General features: G+C 46.9%; 15 protein-coding genes and 1 pseudogene. 12 read left to right on the top strand and 4 right to left on the bottom strand.

The features are described from left to right. The first annotated feature begins 11 nt into the window (after window positions 1–11). Entirely contained in the window at window positions 12–599 is a 588-nt protein-coding gene (gene rclC, locus A31E_RS20560) for a reactive chlorine resistance membrane protein RclC (protein WP_016248385.1), read from the top strand. Between the two features lie 242 nt (window positions 600–841). Here the strand turns inward: rclC and A31E_RS20565 are convergent, their stop codons facing one another. Next, entirely contained in the window at window positions 842–1,867 is a 1,026-nt protein-coding gene (locus A31E_RS20565; RefSeq protein ID WP_370567165.1) for an alpha/beta hydrolase, read from the bottom strand. 404 nt (window positions 1,868–2,271) lie between these two features. On the opposite strand from A31E_RS20565, the gene A31E_RS20570 reads away from it, so the two are divergent. The 7 genes and pseudogenes from A31E_RS20570 (at window position 2,272) to A31E_RS20595 (ending at window position 9,084) form a co-directional block, all read left to right on the top strand. Then, on the top strand, window positions 2,272–3,204 hold the full coding sequence (locus A31E_RS20570; RefSeq protein WP_016248384.1) for an AEC family transporter: 933 nt from the start codon (window positions 2,272–2,274) through the stop codon (window positions 3,202–3,204). Window positions 3,205–3,251: 47 nt separating this feature from the next. Continuing rightward, the gene (locus A31E_RS20575) at window positions 3,252–4,385 is read left to right on the top strand and encodes an alpha/beta hydrolase (protein WP_016248383.1); all 1,134 of its coding nucleotides are present in this window, start codon (window positions 3,252–3,254) and stop codon (window positions 4,383–4,385) included. Between the two features lie 40 nt (window positions 4,386–4,425). Further along, a complete protein-coding gene (locus A31E_RS20580) occupies window positions 4,426–5,106 on the top strand; it encodes a heavy metal response regulator transcription factor (RefSeq protein WP_016248382.1) in 681 nt (226 codons plus the stop codon). Window positions 5,107–5,121: 15 nt separating this feature from the next. Continuing rightward, window positions 5,122–6,579: pseudogene (locus A31E_RS0122120) on the top strand (heavy metal sensor histidine kinase). A gap of 63 nt (window positions 6,580–6,642) precedes the next feature. After that, window positions 6,643–7,122: a (R)-mandelonitrile lyase gene (locus A31E_RS20585; protein WP_001515808.1), complete on the top strand. Its 480-nt coding sequence runs from the start codon at window positions 6,643–6,645 to the stop codon at window positions 7,120–7,122. Further along, window positions 7,100–7,861 (top strand): carboxymuconolactone decarboxylase family protein, encoded by a 762-nt coding sequence (locus A31E_RS20590; RefSeq protein WP_001515807.1) that lies wholly within the window; start codon window positions 7,100–7,102, stop codon window positions 7,859–7,861. Before A31E_RS20585 ends, A31E_RS20590 begins: the two co-directional genes overlap by 23 nt. 158 nt (window positions 7,862–8,019) lie before the next feature. Beyond that, the gene (locus A31E_RS20595; protein WP_016248379.1) at window positions 8,020–9,084 is read left to right on the top strand and encodes an alpha/beta hydrolase; all 1,065 of its coding nucleotides are present in this window, start codon (window positions 8,020–8,022) and stop codon (window positions 9,082–9,084) included. 233 nt (window positions 9,085–9,317) lie between these two features. Here A31E_RS20595 and A31E_RS20600 read toward each other — a convergent pair whose 3' ends face one another. Together A31E_RS20600 and A31E_RS20605 are read right to left on the bottom strand one after the other, a co-directional pair. Then, on the bottom strand, window positions 9,318–10,364 hold the full coding sequence (locus A31E_RS20600; RefSeq protein WP_016248378.1) for an NAD(P)-dependent alcohol dehydrogenase: 1,047 nt from the start codon (window positions 10,362–10,364) through the stop codon (window positions 9,318–9,320). Window positions 10,365–10,526: 162 nt separating this feature from the next. After that, window positions 10,527–11,396, bottom strand: a complete 870-nt coding sequence (locus A31E_RS20605) for an aldo/keto reductase (RefSeq protein ID WP_016248377.1) — start codon at window positions 11,394–11,396, stop codon at window positions 10,527–10,529. Window positions 11,397–11,646: 250 nt separating this feature from the next. On the opposite strand from A31E_RS20605, the gene A31E_RS20610 reads away from it, so the two are divergent. Both A31E_RS20610 and A31E_RS20615 read left to right on the top strand, forming a co-directional pair. After that, window positions 11,647–12,498 carry an aldo/keto reductase gene (locus A31E_RS20610; protein WP_001195264.1) on the top strand — a complete coding sequence of 284 codons (852 nt, stop codon included), beginning with the start codon at window positions 11,647–11,649 and terminating at the stop codon, window positions 12,496–12,498. A gap of 26 nt (window positions 12,499–12,524) precedes the next feature. Continuing rightward, window positions 12,525–13,514, top strand: a complete 990-nt coding sequence (locus A31E_RS20615) for an aldo/keto reductase (protein ID WP_016248376.1) — start codon at window positions 12,525–12,527, stop codon at window positions 13,512–13,514. 34 nt (window positions 13,515–13,548) lie between these two features. On the opposite strand, the gene A31E_RS20620 is transcribed toward A31E_RS20615, so the two are convergent. Beyond that, a complete protein-coding gene (locus tag A31E_RS20620) occupies window positions 13,549–14,442 on the bottom strand; it encodes a LysR family transcriptional regulator (RefSeq protein ID WP_000910707.1) in 894 nt (297 codons plus the stop codon). A gap of 148 nt (window positions 14,443–14,590) precedes the next feature. Here A31E_RS20620 and A31E_RS20625 point away from each other — a divergent pair, with 148 nt between their 5' ends. Further along, the gene (locus tag A31E_RS20625; RefSeq protein WP_000699099.1) at window positions 14,591–15,373 is read left to right on the top strand and encodes an SDR family oxidoreductase; all 783 of its coding nucleotides are present in this window, start codon (window positions 14,591–14,593) and stop codon (window positions 15,371–15,373) included. A gap of 125 nt (window positions 15,374–15,498) precedes the next feature. Then, the gene (locus A31E_RS20630; RefSeq protein ID WP_000645741.1) at window positions 15,499–15,750 is read left to right on the top strand and encodes a YdgH/BhsA/McbA family protein; all 252 of its coding nucleotides are present in this window, start codon (window positions 15,499–15,501) and stop codon (window positions 15,748–15,750) included. Window positions 15,751–15,864 lie beyond the last annotated feature (114 nt).

Genomic DNA, 15,864 nt, shown 5'->3' with positions numbered 1-15,864 from the left:
GGATGTTTACAATGGAAAAATACCTGCACCTGTTAAGTCGGGGGGATAAAGTCGGCCTGACATTGATTCGACTGAGTATTGCGATTGTTTTTATGTGGATTGGGTTATTAAAGTTTGTCCCTTACGAGGCAGACAGCATTACACCATTCGTCGCGAACAGTCCGTTAATGTCGTTCTTCTATGAACATCCGGAAGACTACAAACAGTATCTGACTCACGAAGGCGAATACAAGCCAGAAGCCCGGGCATGGCAAATTACCAATAATACCTATGGTTTTTCCAATGGCCTTGGCGTCGTGGAGGTGATGATTGCGCTACTGGTTTTGGCTAACCCTGTTAACCGGTGGTTGGGTTTATTGGGAGGACTGATGTCATTTGCCACACCTCTGGTAACACTCTCATTTTTAATCACCACACCTGAAGCCTGGGTGCCCGCACTGGGGGATGCTCATCATGGTTTTCCTTATTTATCCGGTGCCGGTCGTCTGGTGTTGAAGGATACCCTGATGCTGGCTGGCGCAGTCATGATAATGGCCGATTCAGCACGGGATATCCTCAACCAACGAAGTCATGAATCATGTTCAGATTTTAAAGTTTAAATTCTTATAATCAGAACAGAATTTGTTTCTCATTATTCAGGCGTCGGTCTTCTCTTTGTACAGGCGAGGCTGACGCTTTTTGATGCTCAATGTTTCTTTGTTGAGTATATAAACTTCCTGATATAAAGCATCGACATTATTCACATTAGCCTGTATTGGAAAATTCAGTACCTGTGTCCTTATTCCCAGCGACGAAGAGTGCGCGAATGCTCCCCAGCCTGCTGGAGAGCATCGGAGGTTAATTAAATATTCTTATCAAAGAAAACGTCTAATTTTTGCGTCGCCTGGTCAACGTATTCAGGCACCCAATATGTCTCAATATGGGTAGCGCCATCGATCAGGAAGAGTTCTTTGTTTTTCGTACCTGTGGCTTTAGCGAATGCATCTTCAGTCATGTACAACGTATCCGCTTTTGTACCGGCAATCATCAGCAGTGGTTGATTGATGAGATCGATATGGTCTGTCACGTCAAAGCTCATCAGATCCAGCAAACTGCTTGTGGTGTATTTAAACGTTGAATTTGGATGTGCGTGCGTTTTCCAGTAATACTCATAGCCCTGTCGGTACAAAGCAAATGGCAATTTAGCGATCTGTTCATCAGTCAGGTTGGCATCACCGGAGTAAAGCACTTCACCTCCGGCTGCTTCCTGAGCGCGTGCGTCAGAAGCCTGCTGGAGCCGCTGCTGGATAGTATCCAACTGTGAATTCTGAAAACCATTACGCCGCACAAGACCTGAATTAAACATGCTGATGGTGGCAATCGATTTGAAGCGTTTATCCGTCTCAGCGGCAACAAGTGAATAGCCGCCTCCTCCACAAATCCCCAGCAAGCCAATACGGGTGCTATCAACACCGGGATACTGACTGATGAAGTCAGCCATGCCGTGGATATCTTCAATACGATTTGCGGGCTTGTCTACGTTACGCGGCAGACCTCCGCTGGCCCCCTGATAAGCAGCATCGGCGGCGATGGTAATATATCCGTGTTCTGCCAGGCGTTGGGCATATAACCCGGCAACCTGCTCTTTTACGCCACCATTAGGGTGAGCCACCACGATTGCCGGATATTTTTTCGCAGGATCATAGTTAGCCGGTGTATACACATTTGCTGCAATTTGAATGCCATGGAGATCATATTTCACCGGATGGATATTGACCTTACCTGCGACATTCTCGGTGATAGCCCCGTCATAAACGAGAGTAAATGGGTTCTTTTTGTAATCTGCTGCATTGGCTGAGGTGATACCGACTACCGCCGTCATCAGCATTGCACTTAAAAGAGTCAATTTCATGGTTTCTCCCGATAAAAATGCGTGTTCATAAGGCAAGCGAGATGGAACATTCAGACACAGGGTAGAGAGAAAAAACTGTCAGCATCATGACCGCTAAATAACATTTTTGTCAGGAAACGCCCCTGACAATCGCGTTTTCTGTTGTCGGTGGTTGAAATGAGAGAACGCAGACCCTTTCCCTGACCTGATTTATGAATCAGGCTGATTAACCCTATCGGTAAAGCTCTCTCAAATGCACATAAATATGTTGCTATACTCAACCTGACTTAAGCGGTTGTGATATACCCCGTATAAAATAAGTCACTTATAACAGTTCAACAAATAAAATTCACAGCTTCCGGGTTAATAATTATTATATATACCATGGCAAGGATATTAATATGGCGACACTTGAGCAACTTATCATTTTCTTTCTTCTTATTGGCGTTGGCGTTATAGCTCGTAAAGTGGGAGTCATTACACCAGGAAACACTCCCCAACTCACATCTCTTGTTTTTAACTTTGCGATGCCAGCCATTATACTTTCCGGAATAACCACTGACCAACCACATATTTCCGGAAAAGAACTTTCCATCGTGCTTGCATCTGCATTTACTGCGCTTATTTTACTGATTATTTGCAGCCGTATACTGGCAAGAGTTTTACGATATGAAAGAGAATATCATGGTGTGGTTACTGTTATGACAACATTTACCAATATTTCCATGATGGGGATCCCAATGATATATTCATTGTATGGCGCTGAAGCCATGATTTATATCACTGTGTTTTTACTCCCATATAACTTATTATTCTTTTCATATGGCTATTACTGCATGAAAGACCAGAGTGGAAATGCTGAAGCGCTTAGCTTGAGAAATATGTTAAACGTCATCAACCCAGGGATTATTGCCTGTATCCTTGCTTTGATTTTATATATTTCAAATATACACATTCCTTACGTCATTGCACAACCAATCAAAATGCTGGGCGCAATAACTGGCCCGGTTTCAATGCTACTGATTGGCTCATTCCTGTTAGACATCGAATGGAAATCTGTTTTTAAGGATGTAAAAGTATGGGTATTCACTTTTTTTAAAATGGTCATTATTCCGCTTGTCATTATATTAATAATGAAGTTATTCATTACAAATGGGCTATTACTGGGTGTCCTGCAGGCTGCGGTAGCGACACCGGCTGGTGCCGGAACTCCCTTATTAGCTCAGATGTTAAATAAAAAAGTTTATCCGTTAGCTCTTAAAGGTGCAACGTTAACCACACTGGTGTCACTTATTACGATGCCTCTCGTAGCAATGATGACAGGTATTGGATAATACCTGGAGCACTATTTGAAGCCATAATAAAATATCAGAGATAATATATGAGCCATAAAACTTCCTTCAAAAAAACGGTCGGTAATGTTTTGTTATCCGGACTGATATTTTCTGTTTCTGGTTGCGCAATGCACAACATTCAGAGCCAAAGTGCAGAACCGCATATTGTATTACAAACCCAGGGAAGCTTTACTGTAGGTGGTACAACGGTAAAACATTCAGGCACATTTTCAGAACAAAATTTTCTGTCTCCTGATGGTCTGACAGCTTATGGCGATCATGCTTACGTCTTCTACCAAATTCCGGTAAATACACATAAATATCCTCTGGTCTTCCAGCATGGCGGGGCACAAACCAAAAGAACATGGGAAAGTACACCAGATGGACGCGATGGATTCCAGAATATTTTCCTGAAAAAAAACTATAGTGTTTATCTCGTTGACCAACCCCGTATGGGTGAAGCCGGTTTATCAACCAAAGATGATACGGGTAAAAATCCCTGGGCGGGCAATCCTATGTATGCCGACAAGACATTTTTTCTGTTGTCCCGTGTTGGCAATGAACAGGGCGTATTTAAAAATTCGCAGTTTCCTGACAATCCTGAAAGTATTGAAGCATTCCAGCGTTCCTGGAATCCCTACTCAGGAGAACTTGATAATGAGCTGAATGCGAAAACACTTGCTCAGTTATTTGAAAAAATTGGCCAGGGTATTTTAATCACTCACTCGATGGGCGGCACTATTGGCTGGAGAACCCCCTTTTATACCGACAATGTAAAAGCTATTGTTGCTTATGAGCCAGGTGGAACACCATTTATCTTCCCGGAAAATGAGATGCCATCCCCGGTGAAAACCACATTTGCCCCCTTGAGCGCTTCCGCGATAGGAGTTCCCATGAACGAGTTTCTCAAACTCACGCGGATCCCAATCGTTATTTATTATGGCGATTTTATTGCTGAAAAACCGGATACGGCCGTTGGCCCGGATAAATGGAGAAGTGAATATGAAATGGCAAAACAATTTGTTATGGCCATCAACCGTCACGGTGGAGATGCTACCCTTGTCCATCTCCCTGATATTGGCATCAAAGGCAATTCTCATTTCCTGATGGCGGAAAAGAATAATCAGGAGATTGCCGGGATAATGGCATCGTGGTTACACGATAAAGGACTCGATAAATAAACCAGTGCCCTAAAATCATTAATGGAGCGGGATAAATATTATGCGCCTTTTACTTATAGAAGATGAAGAGAAAGCCTCGACATATATCAGCCGTGCATTAAAAGAATCAGGGTTCATCGTTGATATTTCTGCCAATGGCGCTGAAGGGCTTCATTATGCGCTGGAATTAGACTACGACGCGATAATTCTTGATGTGATGCTACCCGGAATGGATGGTTATCAGGTGCTGGAAGGCGTCCGGATCAGGAAACAGACCCCCGTGCTGATGCTGTCAGCACGGGGATCGGTCGACGAACGCGTCAAAGGGCTGCGTCTGGGAGCAGATGATTATCTCCCTAAGCCCTTTTCACTCATTGAATTGGTGGCGCGTATTCAGGCGTTGGTGCGTCGCCGCCCTACGGATGGCGCAGACATCACTCAGCTTCATATTCAGGATCTGCATCTCGACTTACTGGCGCGCAGGGTATTTCGCGGAGGAACGAGACTGGAACTAACCGCGAAAGAGTTTTCCCTGTTGAGTTTGCTCGCTCGCCATCAAGGGGAGATCCTGTCAAAGATGATGATTGCCGAACAAGTCTGGGACATGAATTTTGATAGTGATGCCAATGTGGTTGAAGTCGCTATTAAACGTTTACGCGCCAAAGTTGATGCCCCATTCGACGTTAAGTTGCTTCATACCGTTCGCGGCATGGGGTATGTCCTCGAAGTCCGGCCTGAGTAAATAAAGGGGATAAGCATGCTCAAGCGTTCCATCTCTGTCCACCTGGCGCTGATGTTTGCCTTATCCGCGCTGCTGATTGTTTCCGTTATTGGCATCCTGCTCAGAAGCTCTTTGCATGATTCCTTACAAAAACAGATGCACAACGAACTGTTGTTCAGGGAATCATTGATGAGTCCGTGGATCACCGCTCGAACCTCAGCCGACGGTTGGTCCACGCTTGCCAATAAATTCACCGTATTAGCCAATTCCGAAGGTGAGCGCGTGCGCTACTGGATAGTCAGCGATAACCCGCGTTTCAGCGTGGGAGGAATACCGCCAGTGGGAGTTCAGTGGTCTTCTTTGCGGGAAGGATTTAATAAAGTACCCGGCGCATCAGAGGGCGCATGCTCGCTGTTTCTGTTAGTGAAAACGATTCCGGCAAACGGTGAAAGACCTGAGTTACGTTATGTGGTCGCCATTGACTCCACGCCGTACATGGGCACGCTCAATGCCTTTACGCGGACACTGTTGATCATTACTGCTCTGGGCGTAGCGATCGTCGCCCTGCTGGGCTACGTTGTTTCAAAGATTGGCCTGCGTCCGGTGGGAATGCTCAGTAAGCAGGCGCAACATCTCGCACCAGGGGATCATAGTCAGCGACTGGATGCCAGAGCCTTGCCCGAAGAGTTGCAGCAACTGGCCTCATCATTTAATGGCGTGCTGGAGCGCTAGGAAATCGCCTGGCGGCAACTTGAAAGTTTTAATGCTGATGTTGCTCATGAACTTCGCACGCCGCTGACTAACCTGATTGGCCAAACGCAACTGGGGCTATCACGCCGACGATCTTATGAAGAACTGGAAGAATTATTGGGCTCGAATCTGGAAGAGCTTGAACGTATGACGTCTATTGTCAATGACATGCTGTTCCTGTCTCATGCCCACGCGGGGGAACATGCGTCTCAGCTTAAACAAGTCTCCTTGCGAGAAGAAACCCTTAAGACAGCAGAATATGTCGAGCCTTCTTTTACAGAAAAACAGCTTTCGCTGGATGTTGAAGGCGATGTCACTGCGCTTATCGATCGGCGGCTGTTCCACCGCTCACTGGCCAATTTACTGGAAAATAGCGCAAGACATTCCCCCTCCAATAGCACGATTACCGTGCGGTTAAGCGAAAGAGATAATCAGGCCTGTGTTGAAGTTTCCAATCCGGGCGATCCGATAGCACCTGAGCACTTACACCGGCTTTTTGAGCGGTTTTATCGCATCGACACCTCCCGGGCAAGAAGTGATGCCCATCATGGGTTGGGTCTGTCGATTGTGCGCGCCGTCGCTATTATGCACCGGGGAGATGCCTTTGCCCGTAGTGAAGGTGGCATCAATACATTTGGCCTCACCTTTGCGATGCAAGCAAATAAAACAGCGGGCAATTCGCCTTCAGGCACTGAGTCTGGTGCAGCGTTAACTGACAAAATTGTCAGGGAGGCGTCAGCCTGACGACATGTCACGCTGATTAGAATCATTGCATCCCCTCCATCATCGTAGATAAGGACGCTTTGCATGATCAGACAGTTACGTTATCTCGGGTTACTACTGCCACTCTTCACCGCTTCATCCTGGGCAGTGGAGCAAAATTCCGCTGTCCATATTGCTCCCGCCGGAAGCCAGAATGCGGTGTACGGATCAGCGGAGAACTTTACCGGTCGTGTCCGGGTTGATCCGCTGTTCAACGCAGACAACGACATCCGTGTTTCCGCGGCTTATGTCACCTTTGAACCAGGCGCTCGCTCCGCCTGGCATACTCATCCGGCTGGTCAGCGGCTGATTGTGACCGCTGGTGTTGGGCTCACCCAACAAGAAGGCCAGCCGGTACAGGTGATCCGTGCTGGCGATGTTGTCTCTTGCCCGGCGGGCGTCAAACACTGGCATGGCGCAGCCCCCGGTAGCGCGATGACACATCTGGCAATAACCGGCGTGGTGGATGGCAAAAGCGTTAACTGGAAGGAGTTAGTGACAGATGAACAATACCACGCCCATTAAGATATTAACGGCAGCGGTACTGCTAACCTTTGGTTTTGCGCTTACCGCAAATGCTGCGCTCATCAATAAAGGAGCTACCAAAATGAATCATGAATACACGGTTTCAGATACGCTTTCAGCTCGCCAGCAGGCCATCCCGTTGATTGCCGCCTCAATGGCCAGCAGTCAGATGGATAAGCTGAATGCAGCACTTAATCAGGGACTTGATGCAGGACTCACGATAAACGAAGCTAAAGAAATTCTCATCCAGCTCTATGCCTATACCGGATTCCCCCGCAGCCTGAATGCTCTGAATGAGCTGATGAAAGTCGTCGAAGCACGTAAACAACGTGGCATCGAAGACATTGAAGGTAAAGAGCCAATCGCCCCGGTTCCCGTCGGGGATGAGCTTCGCCGTGTCGGTATCGCAAACCAGACTAAAATCGCAGGAGCGCCTGTCCAGGGGCCACTGTTTGATTTTGCGCCCACGATAAATCAATTCCTGCAAACGCATCTGTTCGGGGACATTTTCGCCCGCGATAACCTCGACTGGCAAAGCCGTGAACTGGCAACAGTTGGCGCATTAGCAGCCACGCCAGGCATTGAAGCCCAATTGTTGTCACATACGCGAGCAAGCATGAGAGTTGGCCTGACAGCAGCGCAGTTACGGCAGTTGGCACAGGTTCTGCGTGAACATGGTGACCATGATGCGGCCACAAGAGCTGAAGAGGCACTGCAAAAAGCGATTGAAAGCAAATAGAGAAGGTCGCCATGCAGACTGGCCCCCTGATCAGAGAACATATGTGATTCATCATCCGCATTCATGAATCTGCCAAATAAAGGCAATCAAGGGGGCAAAATAATTAACGCTGGTAACTCAGATATGATTGAACGGCAACCATAACAGAGGATGTAATCTTGAAAACTGTCTTAAAAACGCTGGCTATCTGCATGATGGCAGGAGGTCTGGCGGCGCAGTCGGTCTCTGCCGAACCATTGGTCATTCAGGAACAAGGAAGCTTTTCTGCCGGGGGCACCATCATCACCGAGCCAGGAACATTTGATGCGAAAAAGCCGCTGGACTCGGCGGGGCAAACTTATCATGGCGATCATGCGTCAGTGTTCTACCAAATCCCGGAGAATCCGCATAAATATCCCATCGTTATGCTACACGGCGCAGGTCAATCTTCCCGTACCTGGGAAAGTACGCCGGATGGTCGTGAAGGATTCCAGAACATATTCCTGCGTCGCGGATTCTCCACGTATATTGTCGATCAGCCGCGTCGGGGTGATGCCGGACGTACCACTGTAGAAAGTACGGTTACACCAAAACCCGATGAGCAGATGTGGTTTAACCAGTTCCGTGTTGGCGTGTGGCCAGCGTATTTTAAAGGCGTTCAGTTTTCCCACGACAAAGAGGCACTGAATCAGTATTTCCGCCAGATGACCCCGAATACAGGGCCGTTTGATGTCAATGTCATCTCTGATGCGATGTCTGCCGTAGTAGATAAATCAGGTCCGGCAATCCTCTTCACTCACTCTCAGGGTGGTGGTCCAGGCTGGTATACCGCGATAAAAAACAACAAGGTAAAAGCCATTGTCGCCTTCGAGCCAGGAAGTGGCTTTGTGTTCCCGGAAAAAGAACTCCCACCCCCTATGCCAAGTGCGTTCGACACGCTGAAGGGTGAACCAGTGCCAATGGAGCAGTTTATGGCGCTGACTAAAATCCCGATTCTGATTATTTACGGCGATAACATACCGGATAAGCCTGTAGCCATGCCCGCGCAGGACAGTTGGCGAGTACGCCTGGCAATGGCGCGTACGTGGCGTGACGTGGTTAACAAGCATGGTGGGGATGTGACGGTGACGCATCTGCCTGAAGTAGGGATAAAAGGTAATACCCACTTCCCGTTCTCTGACCTGAATAATGTGCAAATCGCTGATTTGGTCAGTAAATTCATTCATGACAAAAAACTTGATTAATTAAGCAAAGGGGGCTGACTCGCGCTCCCTTTATGTTGGGACTTCCCATATTCCGTCACATCAGGATACAAACTGATACTCTTTCCTTTCCGCAATGAGAGGCACGAAAGAATCTTCATGATTTGATGGCATTCATCGTTGTTGTGCGTAAAAGGAGTTTCACCAGAGCAGCGGTTCAATTTTGTGATTTATTGGTAAATATAAAGAATCGCTGCTCTGAATTACTCCGTTACTCAGCCATTCAGTGAAGCCATGTCAATGACAAAACGATGCGCCATATCCCCTTTTGCAAGGCGGGCAAAAGCATCGTTTATCTGATCAATATTGATCATTTCACATTCGGGATAGACATTATGCTTCGCGCAGAAATCCAGCACTTCCTGTGTTTCTGCAATACCACCGATGAGTGAACCTGCAACACGGCGACGCCCCATAATCAGAGGGATCGTTGAAGGTTCTTCCACAGGACCAACCTGGCCAACAATAACTAATGAACCATCAATATCTAATAATGGGGTGTAGATATTCAGGTCGTGTTTAACGGGAACTGTATCGATAATCAAATCGAATGCGCAGGCTGAGCTTTGTAATGCCTCGGGGTCTGAAGACGGGAGAATGCCTTTTGCACCGAGCGATTTTGCCTCATCCTCTTTGCTTTTCGTCCGGCTAATCACAGTAACGTCAGCCCCCATCGCAACGGCCAGTTTTACCGCCATATGGCCTAATCCGCCTAACCCAATAACACCAACACGGCTGCCAGGGCCAACATTCCAGGTACGTAATGGTGAGAACGTGGTGATACCTGCACAGAGAATCGGCGCGGTTTTCGCTAAATCCATATTTTCAGGGATCCGCAGGACAAATTCCTCACGTACCACAATATGTTTGGAGTAGCCTCCCTGAGTGATTTTGCCGCTAATCCGATCCTTAGCACCATAAGTTGGCGTCATCCCGTGGCGGCAATACTGCTCTTCGCCCTGCTCACACTGGTCGCAGTGCATACAGCTATCGACCATACAGCCAACGGCAACATGATCACCTACCTGATATTTTTTAACCCCCTGCCCCACTGATCTCACGACACCAACAATTTCGTGCCCCGGAATTAACGGATAAGGTTGAGGCCCCCAGTCGCCATTAACTGTATGTAAATCTGAGTGACAAACGCCACAATAAAGAATTTCAATGGCAATATCATTGTCACGTAACTCACGACGTTTAAAATGATAAGGAACCAGCTTTGCGTCGGCAGAGAGTGCAGCATAACCAATAGTTTTCATAACGTGCCTCTTCATTGTGAAATGATTAATAATTTAAGGATCATATCCTTAAAGCACTGGCTAAAAGCCATATTGTCTGAATGTGACTACTTTATAAAATAAAGCCTGTACGCTCAGATAAAACATCCTCATCCAAATGATATAGCTCAACAAATACTAAAATCAGTCATGTATTTTTACGCCAAGACAACCACGAATAAACTCAGGATTAAAATGTTTTACGGATTCGCCAACATAGCCTAAATCGAGTGAACTAATTTGTTCCATTTCTTCATCTGTCAGGGAAAAATCCCAGATGGCGAAATTTTCCTCAATACGGTGTTGATGAGTCGATTTCGGTATAACAACTACGCCTCGTTGAATATTCCAGCGCAGGATTACCTGAGAAATCGATTTCTGGTGAGTATTTGCAATACTCTGAAGCATTTTGTTTTCAAATGGCTTATGTCTTCCACCGCCTAATGGAGCCCAGGCTTCAGGCTGCACATTATAGTACTTCATCGTTGCCAGCGCCTCAGGTTGAGCAAAATAGGGATGCAGTTCCACCTGGTTTACCATTGGTTTTACTCTGACAGTTTCACAAAAATTTGCTAATACATGAGGATAGAAGTTGGAAACACCAATCGCTTTCAGTTTCCCCTCATCATAAGCCTCTTCCAGGGCGCGCCACGCACTGAAATAATCGCGCATTGCCTGGTGCAATAAATAGAGATCAAAGTATTCAAGGCCCGATTTTTTTAACGATGCTTCAATTCCTGCTTTTGCTGTATCGCGATCGACCATGTCCTGTACCCAAAGTTTTGAGGTAATAAATAATTCCTCTCGGGTACAAAGACCTTCCGAAATGGCCTCACGAACCGCTTCACCGACAGCATCTTCATTACCGTATACCGCAGCAGTATCGATAAGACGATAACCTGTCCGGATAGCACTCAACACCGACTGTTTACACTCTTCTTTATCGGTAACCTGAAAAACCCCAAAACCGACCATCGGCATTTTAAGATTGTTGCTTAATACAGAAAATTCCACGGTAAGCACCTCCATCACGTATGGATCATTATTCTAAGTTAAAATACAACTCCCGATTAGTATGCAAATTGTGATTTCACTTATGCAGATAATTCATTAATAAAATAGACCCACCTGGTTACGAGGCCACTCAAATCTGCATTCTGGCGGATTAATGAATTTTGTTCATAGCCCCTGACAAATCCTTCCGTCTAATCTCATCACTCCCTTTACGTTATGCTTCCCGTGAACAATAACGGGAGGTAACTCCATGCAAACTGTAAAACTGAACAACGGTATTGAAATGCCCTTGCTGGGTTTTGGTGTATTTCAGATGACAGATGCCGCCGAATGCGAAAGAGCGGTTATTGACGCTATTGACACCGGTTATCGCCTGATTGATACCGCCGCTTCATATCAGAATGAAACCCAGGTTGGGAATGCGCTAAAACAAAGTGGTATTGCGCGTAACGAACTCTTTGTCACCACTAAACTCTGGTTGCAGGATACGAATTACGAAGGTGCCAAAGCCCAGTTCGAACGCTCACTGAATCGACTGCAACTTGATTACGTTGACCTGTATTTGATTCACCAGCCATACGGCGATGTCCACGGTGCCTGGCGCGCCATGGAAGAACTGCAACAGGCAGGCAAGATCCGCGCTATTGGCGTCAGTAACTTCCACCCTGACCGACTGGCTGACCTTATCGCCTTTAATAAAGTCGTTCCGGCGGTGAACCAGATTGAAGTTAACCCCTTCAACCAGCAATTACAGGCCGTTCCGTGGATGCAAAGTCGTGGTATTCAGCCAGAAGCCTGGGCACCGTTTGCGGAAGGTAAAAATGGTCTGTTCCAGCATCCTGTATTGGCGGCAATAGGCAAGAAATACGGCAAAAGCGTGGGTCAGGTTGTTTTGCGCTGGATCTACCAACGAGGCATCGTTTCGCTGGCGAAATCAGTACGAAAAGAACGCATGGAAGAAAACATTAACATTCTTGATTTTGAACTCAGTCCTGAAGATATGCTGCAGATTACTGCCCTTGATACTGCAACCAGCGCGTTCTTCTCTCACCGCGATCCCGCAATGGTGGAATGGCTGACTGGCCGCAAACTTGATGTTTAAGCCGCGATAAAAGAGGTATTCATTCAATGCAAAAACGTTATCTGGGTAAATCCGGACTCGAAGTCTCCGCCCTTGGACTCGGTTGCATGGGCTTGAGCTACGGCTACGGTCCGGCAACAAATACCCGTCAGGCTATCGAACTCATTCGCGCTGCCGTTGAACGTGGCGTTACCTTCTTCGATACCGCCGAAGTGTATGGTCCGTATCTGAATGAAGACGTTGTTGGCGAAGCCTTAAAACCGTTTCGTGACCGCGTGGTGATTGCCACTAAATTTGGCTTTACCTTCGGTGATGATAATAAGCAGCAGATTTTAAACAGCCGCCCGGAACATATCCGTGAAGCCGTTGAAGGATCATTACGCCGTCTGAAGACAGATGTTATTGACCTGTTGTATCAACACCGTGTCGATCCAGATGTCCCGATTGAAGACGTTGCTGGAACGGTGAAAGACCTTATCGCAGAAGGTAAAGTCAAACATTTCGGTCTGTCCGAAGCGGGTGCGCAAACCATTCGTCGTGCACATGCAGTACAACCTGTCACCGCTCTGCAAAGCGAATACTCCATGTGGTGGCGTGAGCCTGAGCAGGAAATTCTGCCGTTGCTGGAGGAGCTGGGAATTGGTTTTGTGCCATTCAGCCCATTAGGTAAAGGTTTTCTGACGGGGTCAATTAAACCAGGGACAACTTTTAGTAAGGATGATTACCGCAGCACCGTACCGCGTTTCGCTGCACAAGCCATTGAAGCCAATGAAAAATTGGTCACGTTGTTGGGTGAGCTGGCTGCAGAGAAAGGGGTAACGTCTGCCCAAATTGCACTGGCCTGGCTGTTAGCACAAAAACCGTGGATTGTTCCCATCCCGGGCACCACTAAACTGCACCGGCTGGAAGAAAACCTGGGCGCTGTCGACATTATTCTTTCGCAGAAAGATACACAGCAGATAACCCAGGCACTGGAAACAATTAAAATCGTCGGTGAACGTTACTCGCCTGAGCACCAGGCACGCGTAGGTCGTTGATGCCCAAACGGGTCCACAGCAAAATGCGGACCCGTTATTCCGAGTAGCGAAGTGCATCGATCAACAGCGCAAAAGCAGGCGGGTGCTGCTTACGGCTGGGATAGTAAAGATAATATCCAGGGAAAGAAGGACACCACTCCTGTAAAACCTGAATAAGTTCGCCTGACTTTACATAATCCTGAACCGAGTTTTCGGGAACACAGGCGATACCAAATCCTGATAATGCTGCATCAATTCTTTCTGGCAGCAGATTAAACGTCAGTTGCCCATCAACTCTGACCCGTAACGGTTTGCCTTCTCGCTCAAACTCCCAGTGATAAATTCCACCGGCAGTTGGCAAACGCATATTGATACACTGATGATTTTGTAGATCGTGAGGCGTTTCTGGTAAGGAATTAGCCGCAAAATACGCCGGTGCTCCCACCACGGCCATCCGCATATCAGGTCCAATCTTCACGGCAATCATATCTTTATCCACACTTTCACCCAGACGGATCCCGGCATCAAAGCGGCCTTCAACAATATCGACAAAACCGTTATCTACCACCAGTTCAACATTGATTTCGGGATACTCCCTGAGGAACGGTTTTAGCTTCGGCCAGACCAGACTGCGCGCAGCATGTTCCCCGGCAGATAAACGAATATTCCCGGAGGGCGTGCCGTTCAGTTGAATAAGTGATTCCAGCTCCTGTTCAAGCTCGTCAATACGAGGCTCAAGACAGGCAATTATTCTCTCCCCTGCTTCCGTGGGAGCCACGCTGCGGGTAGTTCGGGTTAAGAGGCGGATATTTAGCCTTTCCTCCAGCGCCTTAATCGCATGGCTGAGAGCAGACTGAGAAACACCGAGTTTGCCCGCGGCTTTGGTAAAACTTCGCTCCCTTGCCACCACAAGAAATATTTGCAATTCGTTGAAGTTTTCTTTGAGCATTGGCAATTTCCTTGTAGAAGCATTCCCTTCAAAACGCACTCATGAAGGGTGTTCATAGACACAATCATTTTAGCCCCATTATTGACAATAATGATAATTGATATTCTGGCTGTATCGAAAATAAGGCTGAATTATCAGAAGGTTTATCATGAAAATACTCGTTGCAGGAGCGACAGGAAGCATTGGCATTCATGTTGTGAATACTGCTATTGCAATGGGCCATCAGCCCGTGGCTCTGGTCAGGAATCGGCGGAAAATCAAATTACTCCCTCGTGGAACAGATATTTTCTATGGCGATGTTTCAATACCTGAAACACTCACCGATTTACCGAAAGATATTGATGCCATCATTTTTACACTTGGCTCCGATGGTCAGGGACGTATTGGTGCCAGAGCGATAGATTACGGCGGTGTACGTAACATTTTGCGAAGATTCATGGCTACACCTGTTCGCATCGCCCTGATGACAACAATTGGCGTTACTGAGCGCCTCAGTAGCTGGAATCAACGTACTGAAGTTCATGACTGGAAAAGACGAGCTGAACGCCTGGTCAGAGCCAGTGGGCATACCTACACTATCGTCAGACCCGGCTGGTTTGATTACAACAATGATGATGAGCACAGAATCGTTATGCTTCAGGGGGATAGACGCCATGCGGGAACACCGGAAGATGGTGTTATCTCCCGGGAACAAATCGCCCAGGTTCTGGTAACTGCTCTGAGCAACGATGCAGCAAAAAATAAAACGTTCGAACTGGTCGCAGAGCGAGGAGAAGCACAGCAGGATCTCACCCCTCTGTTTGCAGAGTTGCAAAGTGATAATCCACAAAAAAATGATGGGGTTTTCGATATAAACAATATGCCCCTTACTGAAGAACCGGAATGCATTATTAACGACCTGAATCTGTATTCAAAAAATTCAAAAATCTGACAACGTTGTCATATGACAGTCAGTCTTATGACAGTTTAGAACTGTATATTTACATATCAAGAAGGAGGAGGCTCCTCCTGATATTCGTCAACTTCCAAATATATCGTTCAAAACAGGTATCAGATATGAAAGCACTACTAATTACTGCATTATTCATGGGATTCATTTCGGTAAATACCGCATCTGCTGCTGAGGAGATTCGTCATGCAGATGGCAAAGAAAAGATTGGTGTAGTTTCAGTCAGTAATGCCCTGACGCTTGATGAGGTATCAAATGCGCTTTCTCGTAAAGCTGATGAGCAAGGAGCAACGTCGTTCAAAATCCTGTCTACGACTGGGAATAACAAACTGCATGGTGTTGCTGAAATCTATAAGTAAATAGTAACTGACTGTTTATCATGAGCATCGATTCCATGACTTGCCCTTACGGCGAAAATACAGCCTCTGCGGGCTGTAAATACGGTGCTCTCTAAATGTGAATAGCACAATTAC

Source organism: Escherichia sp. KTE159 (assembly GCF_000408805.1).
GTDB classification, from domain to species: Bacteria; Pseudomonadota; Gammaproteobacteria; order Enterobacterales; family Enterobacteriaceae; genus Escherichia; species Escherichia marmotae.
The sequence above is the reverse complement of the archived record's forward strand: the minus strand, read 5'-3'. Positions and strand labels throughout refer to the sequence as shown.

Bases quoted from the DNA above. Each gene is read 5' to 3' on its own strand.
- A31E_RS20575 (WP_016248383.1), top strand. From the start codon at position 3,252: ATGAGCCATAAAACTTCCTTCAAAAAAACGGTCGGTAATGTTTTGTTA.
- A31E_RS20630 (WP_000645741.1), top strand. From the start codon at position 15,499: ATGAAAGCACTACTAATTACTGCATTATTCATGGGATTCATTTCGGTA.
- A31E_RS20610 (WP_001195264.1), top strand. From the start codon at position 11,647: ATGCAAACTGTAAAACTGAACAACGGTATTGAAATGCCCTTGCTGGGT.
- A31E_RS20565 (WP_370567165.1), bottom strand. From the start codon at position 1,867: ATGCTGATGACGGCGGTAGTCGGTATCACCTCAGCCAATGCAGCAGAT.
- A31E_RS20600 (WP_016248378.1), bottom strand. From the start codon at position 10,364: ATGAAAACTATTGGTTATGCTGCACTCTCTGCCGACGCAAAGCTGGTT.
- A31E_RS20615 (WP_016248376.1), top strand. From the start codon at position 12,525: ATGCAAAAACGTTATCTGGGTAAATCCGGACTCGAAGTCTCCGCCCTT.
- A31E_RS20570 (WP_016248384.1), top strand. From the start codon at position 2,272: ATGGCGACACTTGAGCAACTTATCATTTTCTTTCTTCTTATTGGCGTT.
- rclC (WP_016248385.1), top strand. From the start codon at position 12: ATGGAAAAATACCTGCACCTGTTAAGTCGGGGGGATAAAGTCGGCCTG.
- A31E_RS20625 (WP_000699099.1), top strand. From the start codon at position 14,591: ATGAAAATACTCGTTGCAGGAGCGACAGGAAGCATTGGCATTCATGTT.
- A31E_RS20590 (WP_001515807.1), top strand. From the start codon at position 7,100: ATGAACAATACCACGCCCATTAAGATATTAACGGCAGCGGTACTGCTA.
- A31E_RS20580 (WP_016248382.1), top strand. From the start codon at position 4,426: ATGCGCCTTTTACTTATAGAAGATGAAGAGAAAGCCTCGACATATATC.
- A31E_RS20620 (WP_000910707.1), bottom strand. From the start codon at position 14,442: ATGCTCAAAGAAAACTTCAACGAATTGCAAATATTTCTTGTGGTGGCA.
- A31E_RS20585 (WP_001515808.1), top strand. From the start codon at position 6,643: ATGATCAGACAGTTACGTTATCTCGGGTTACTACTGCCACTCTTCACC.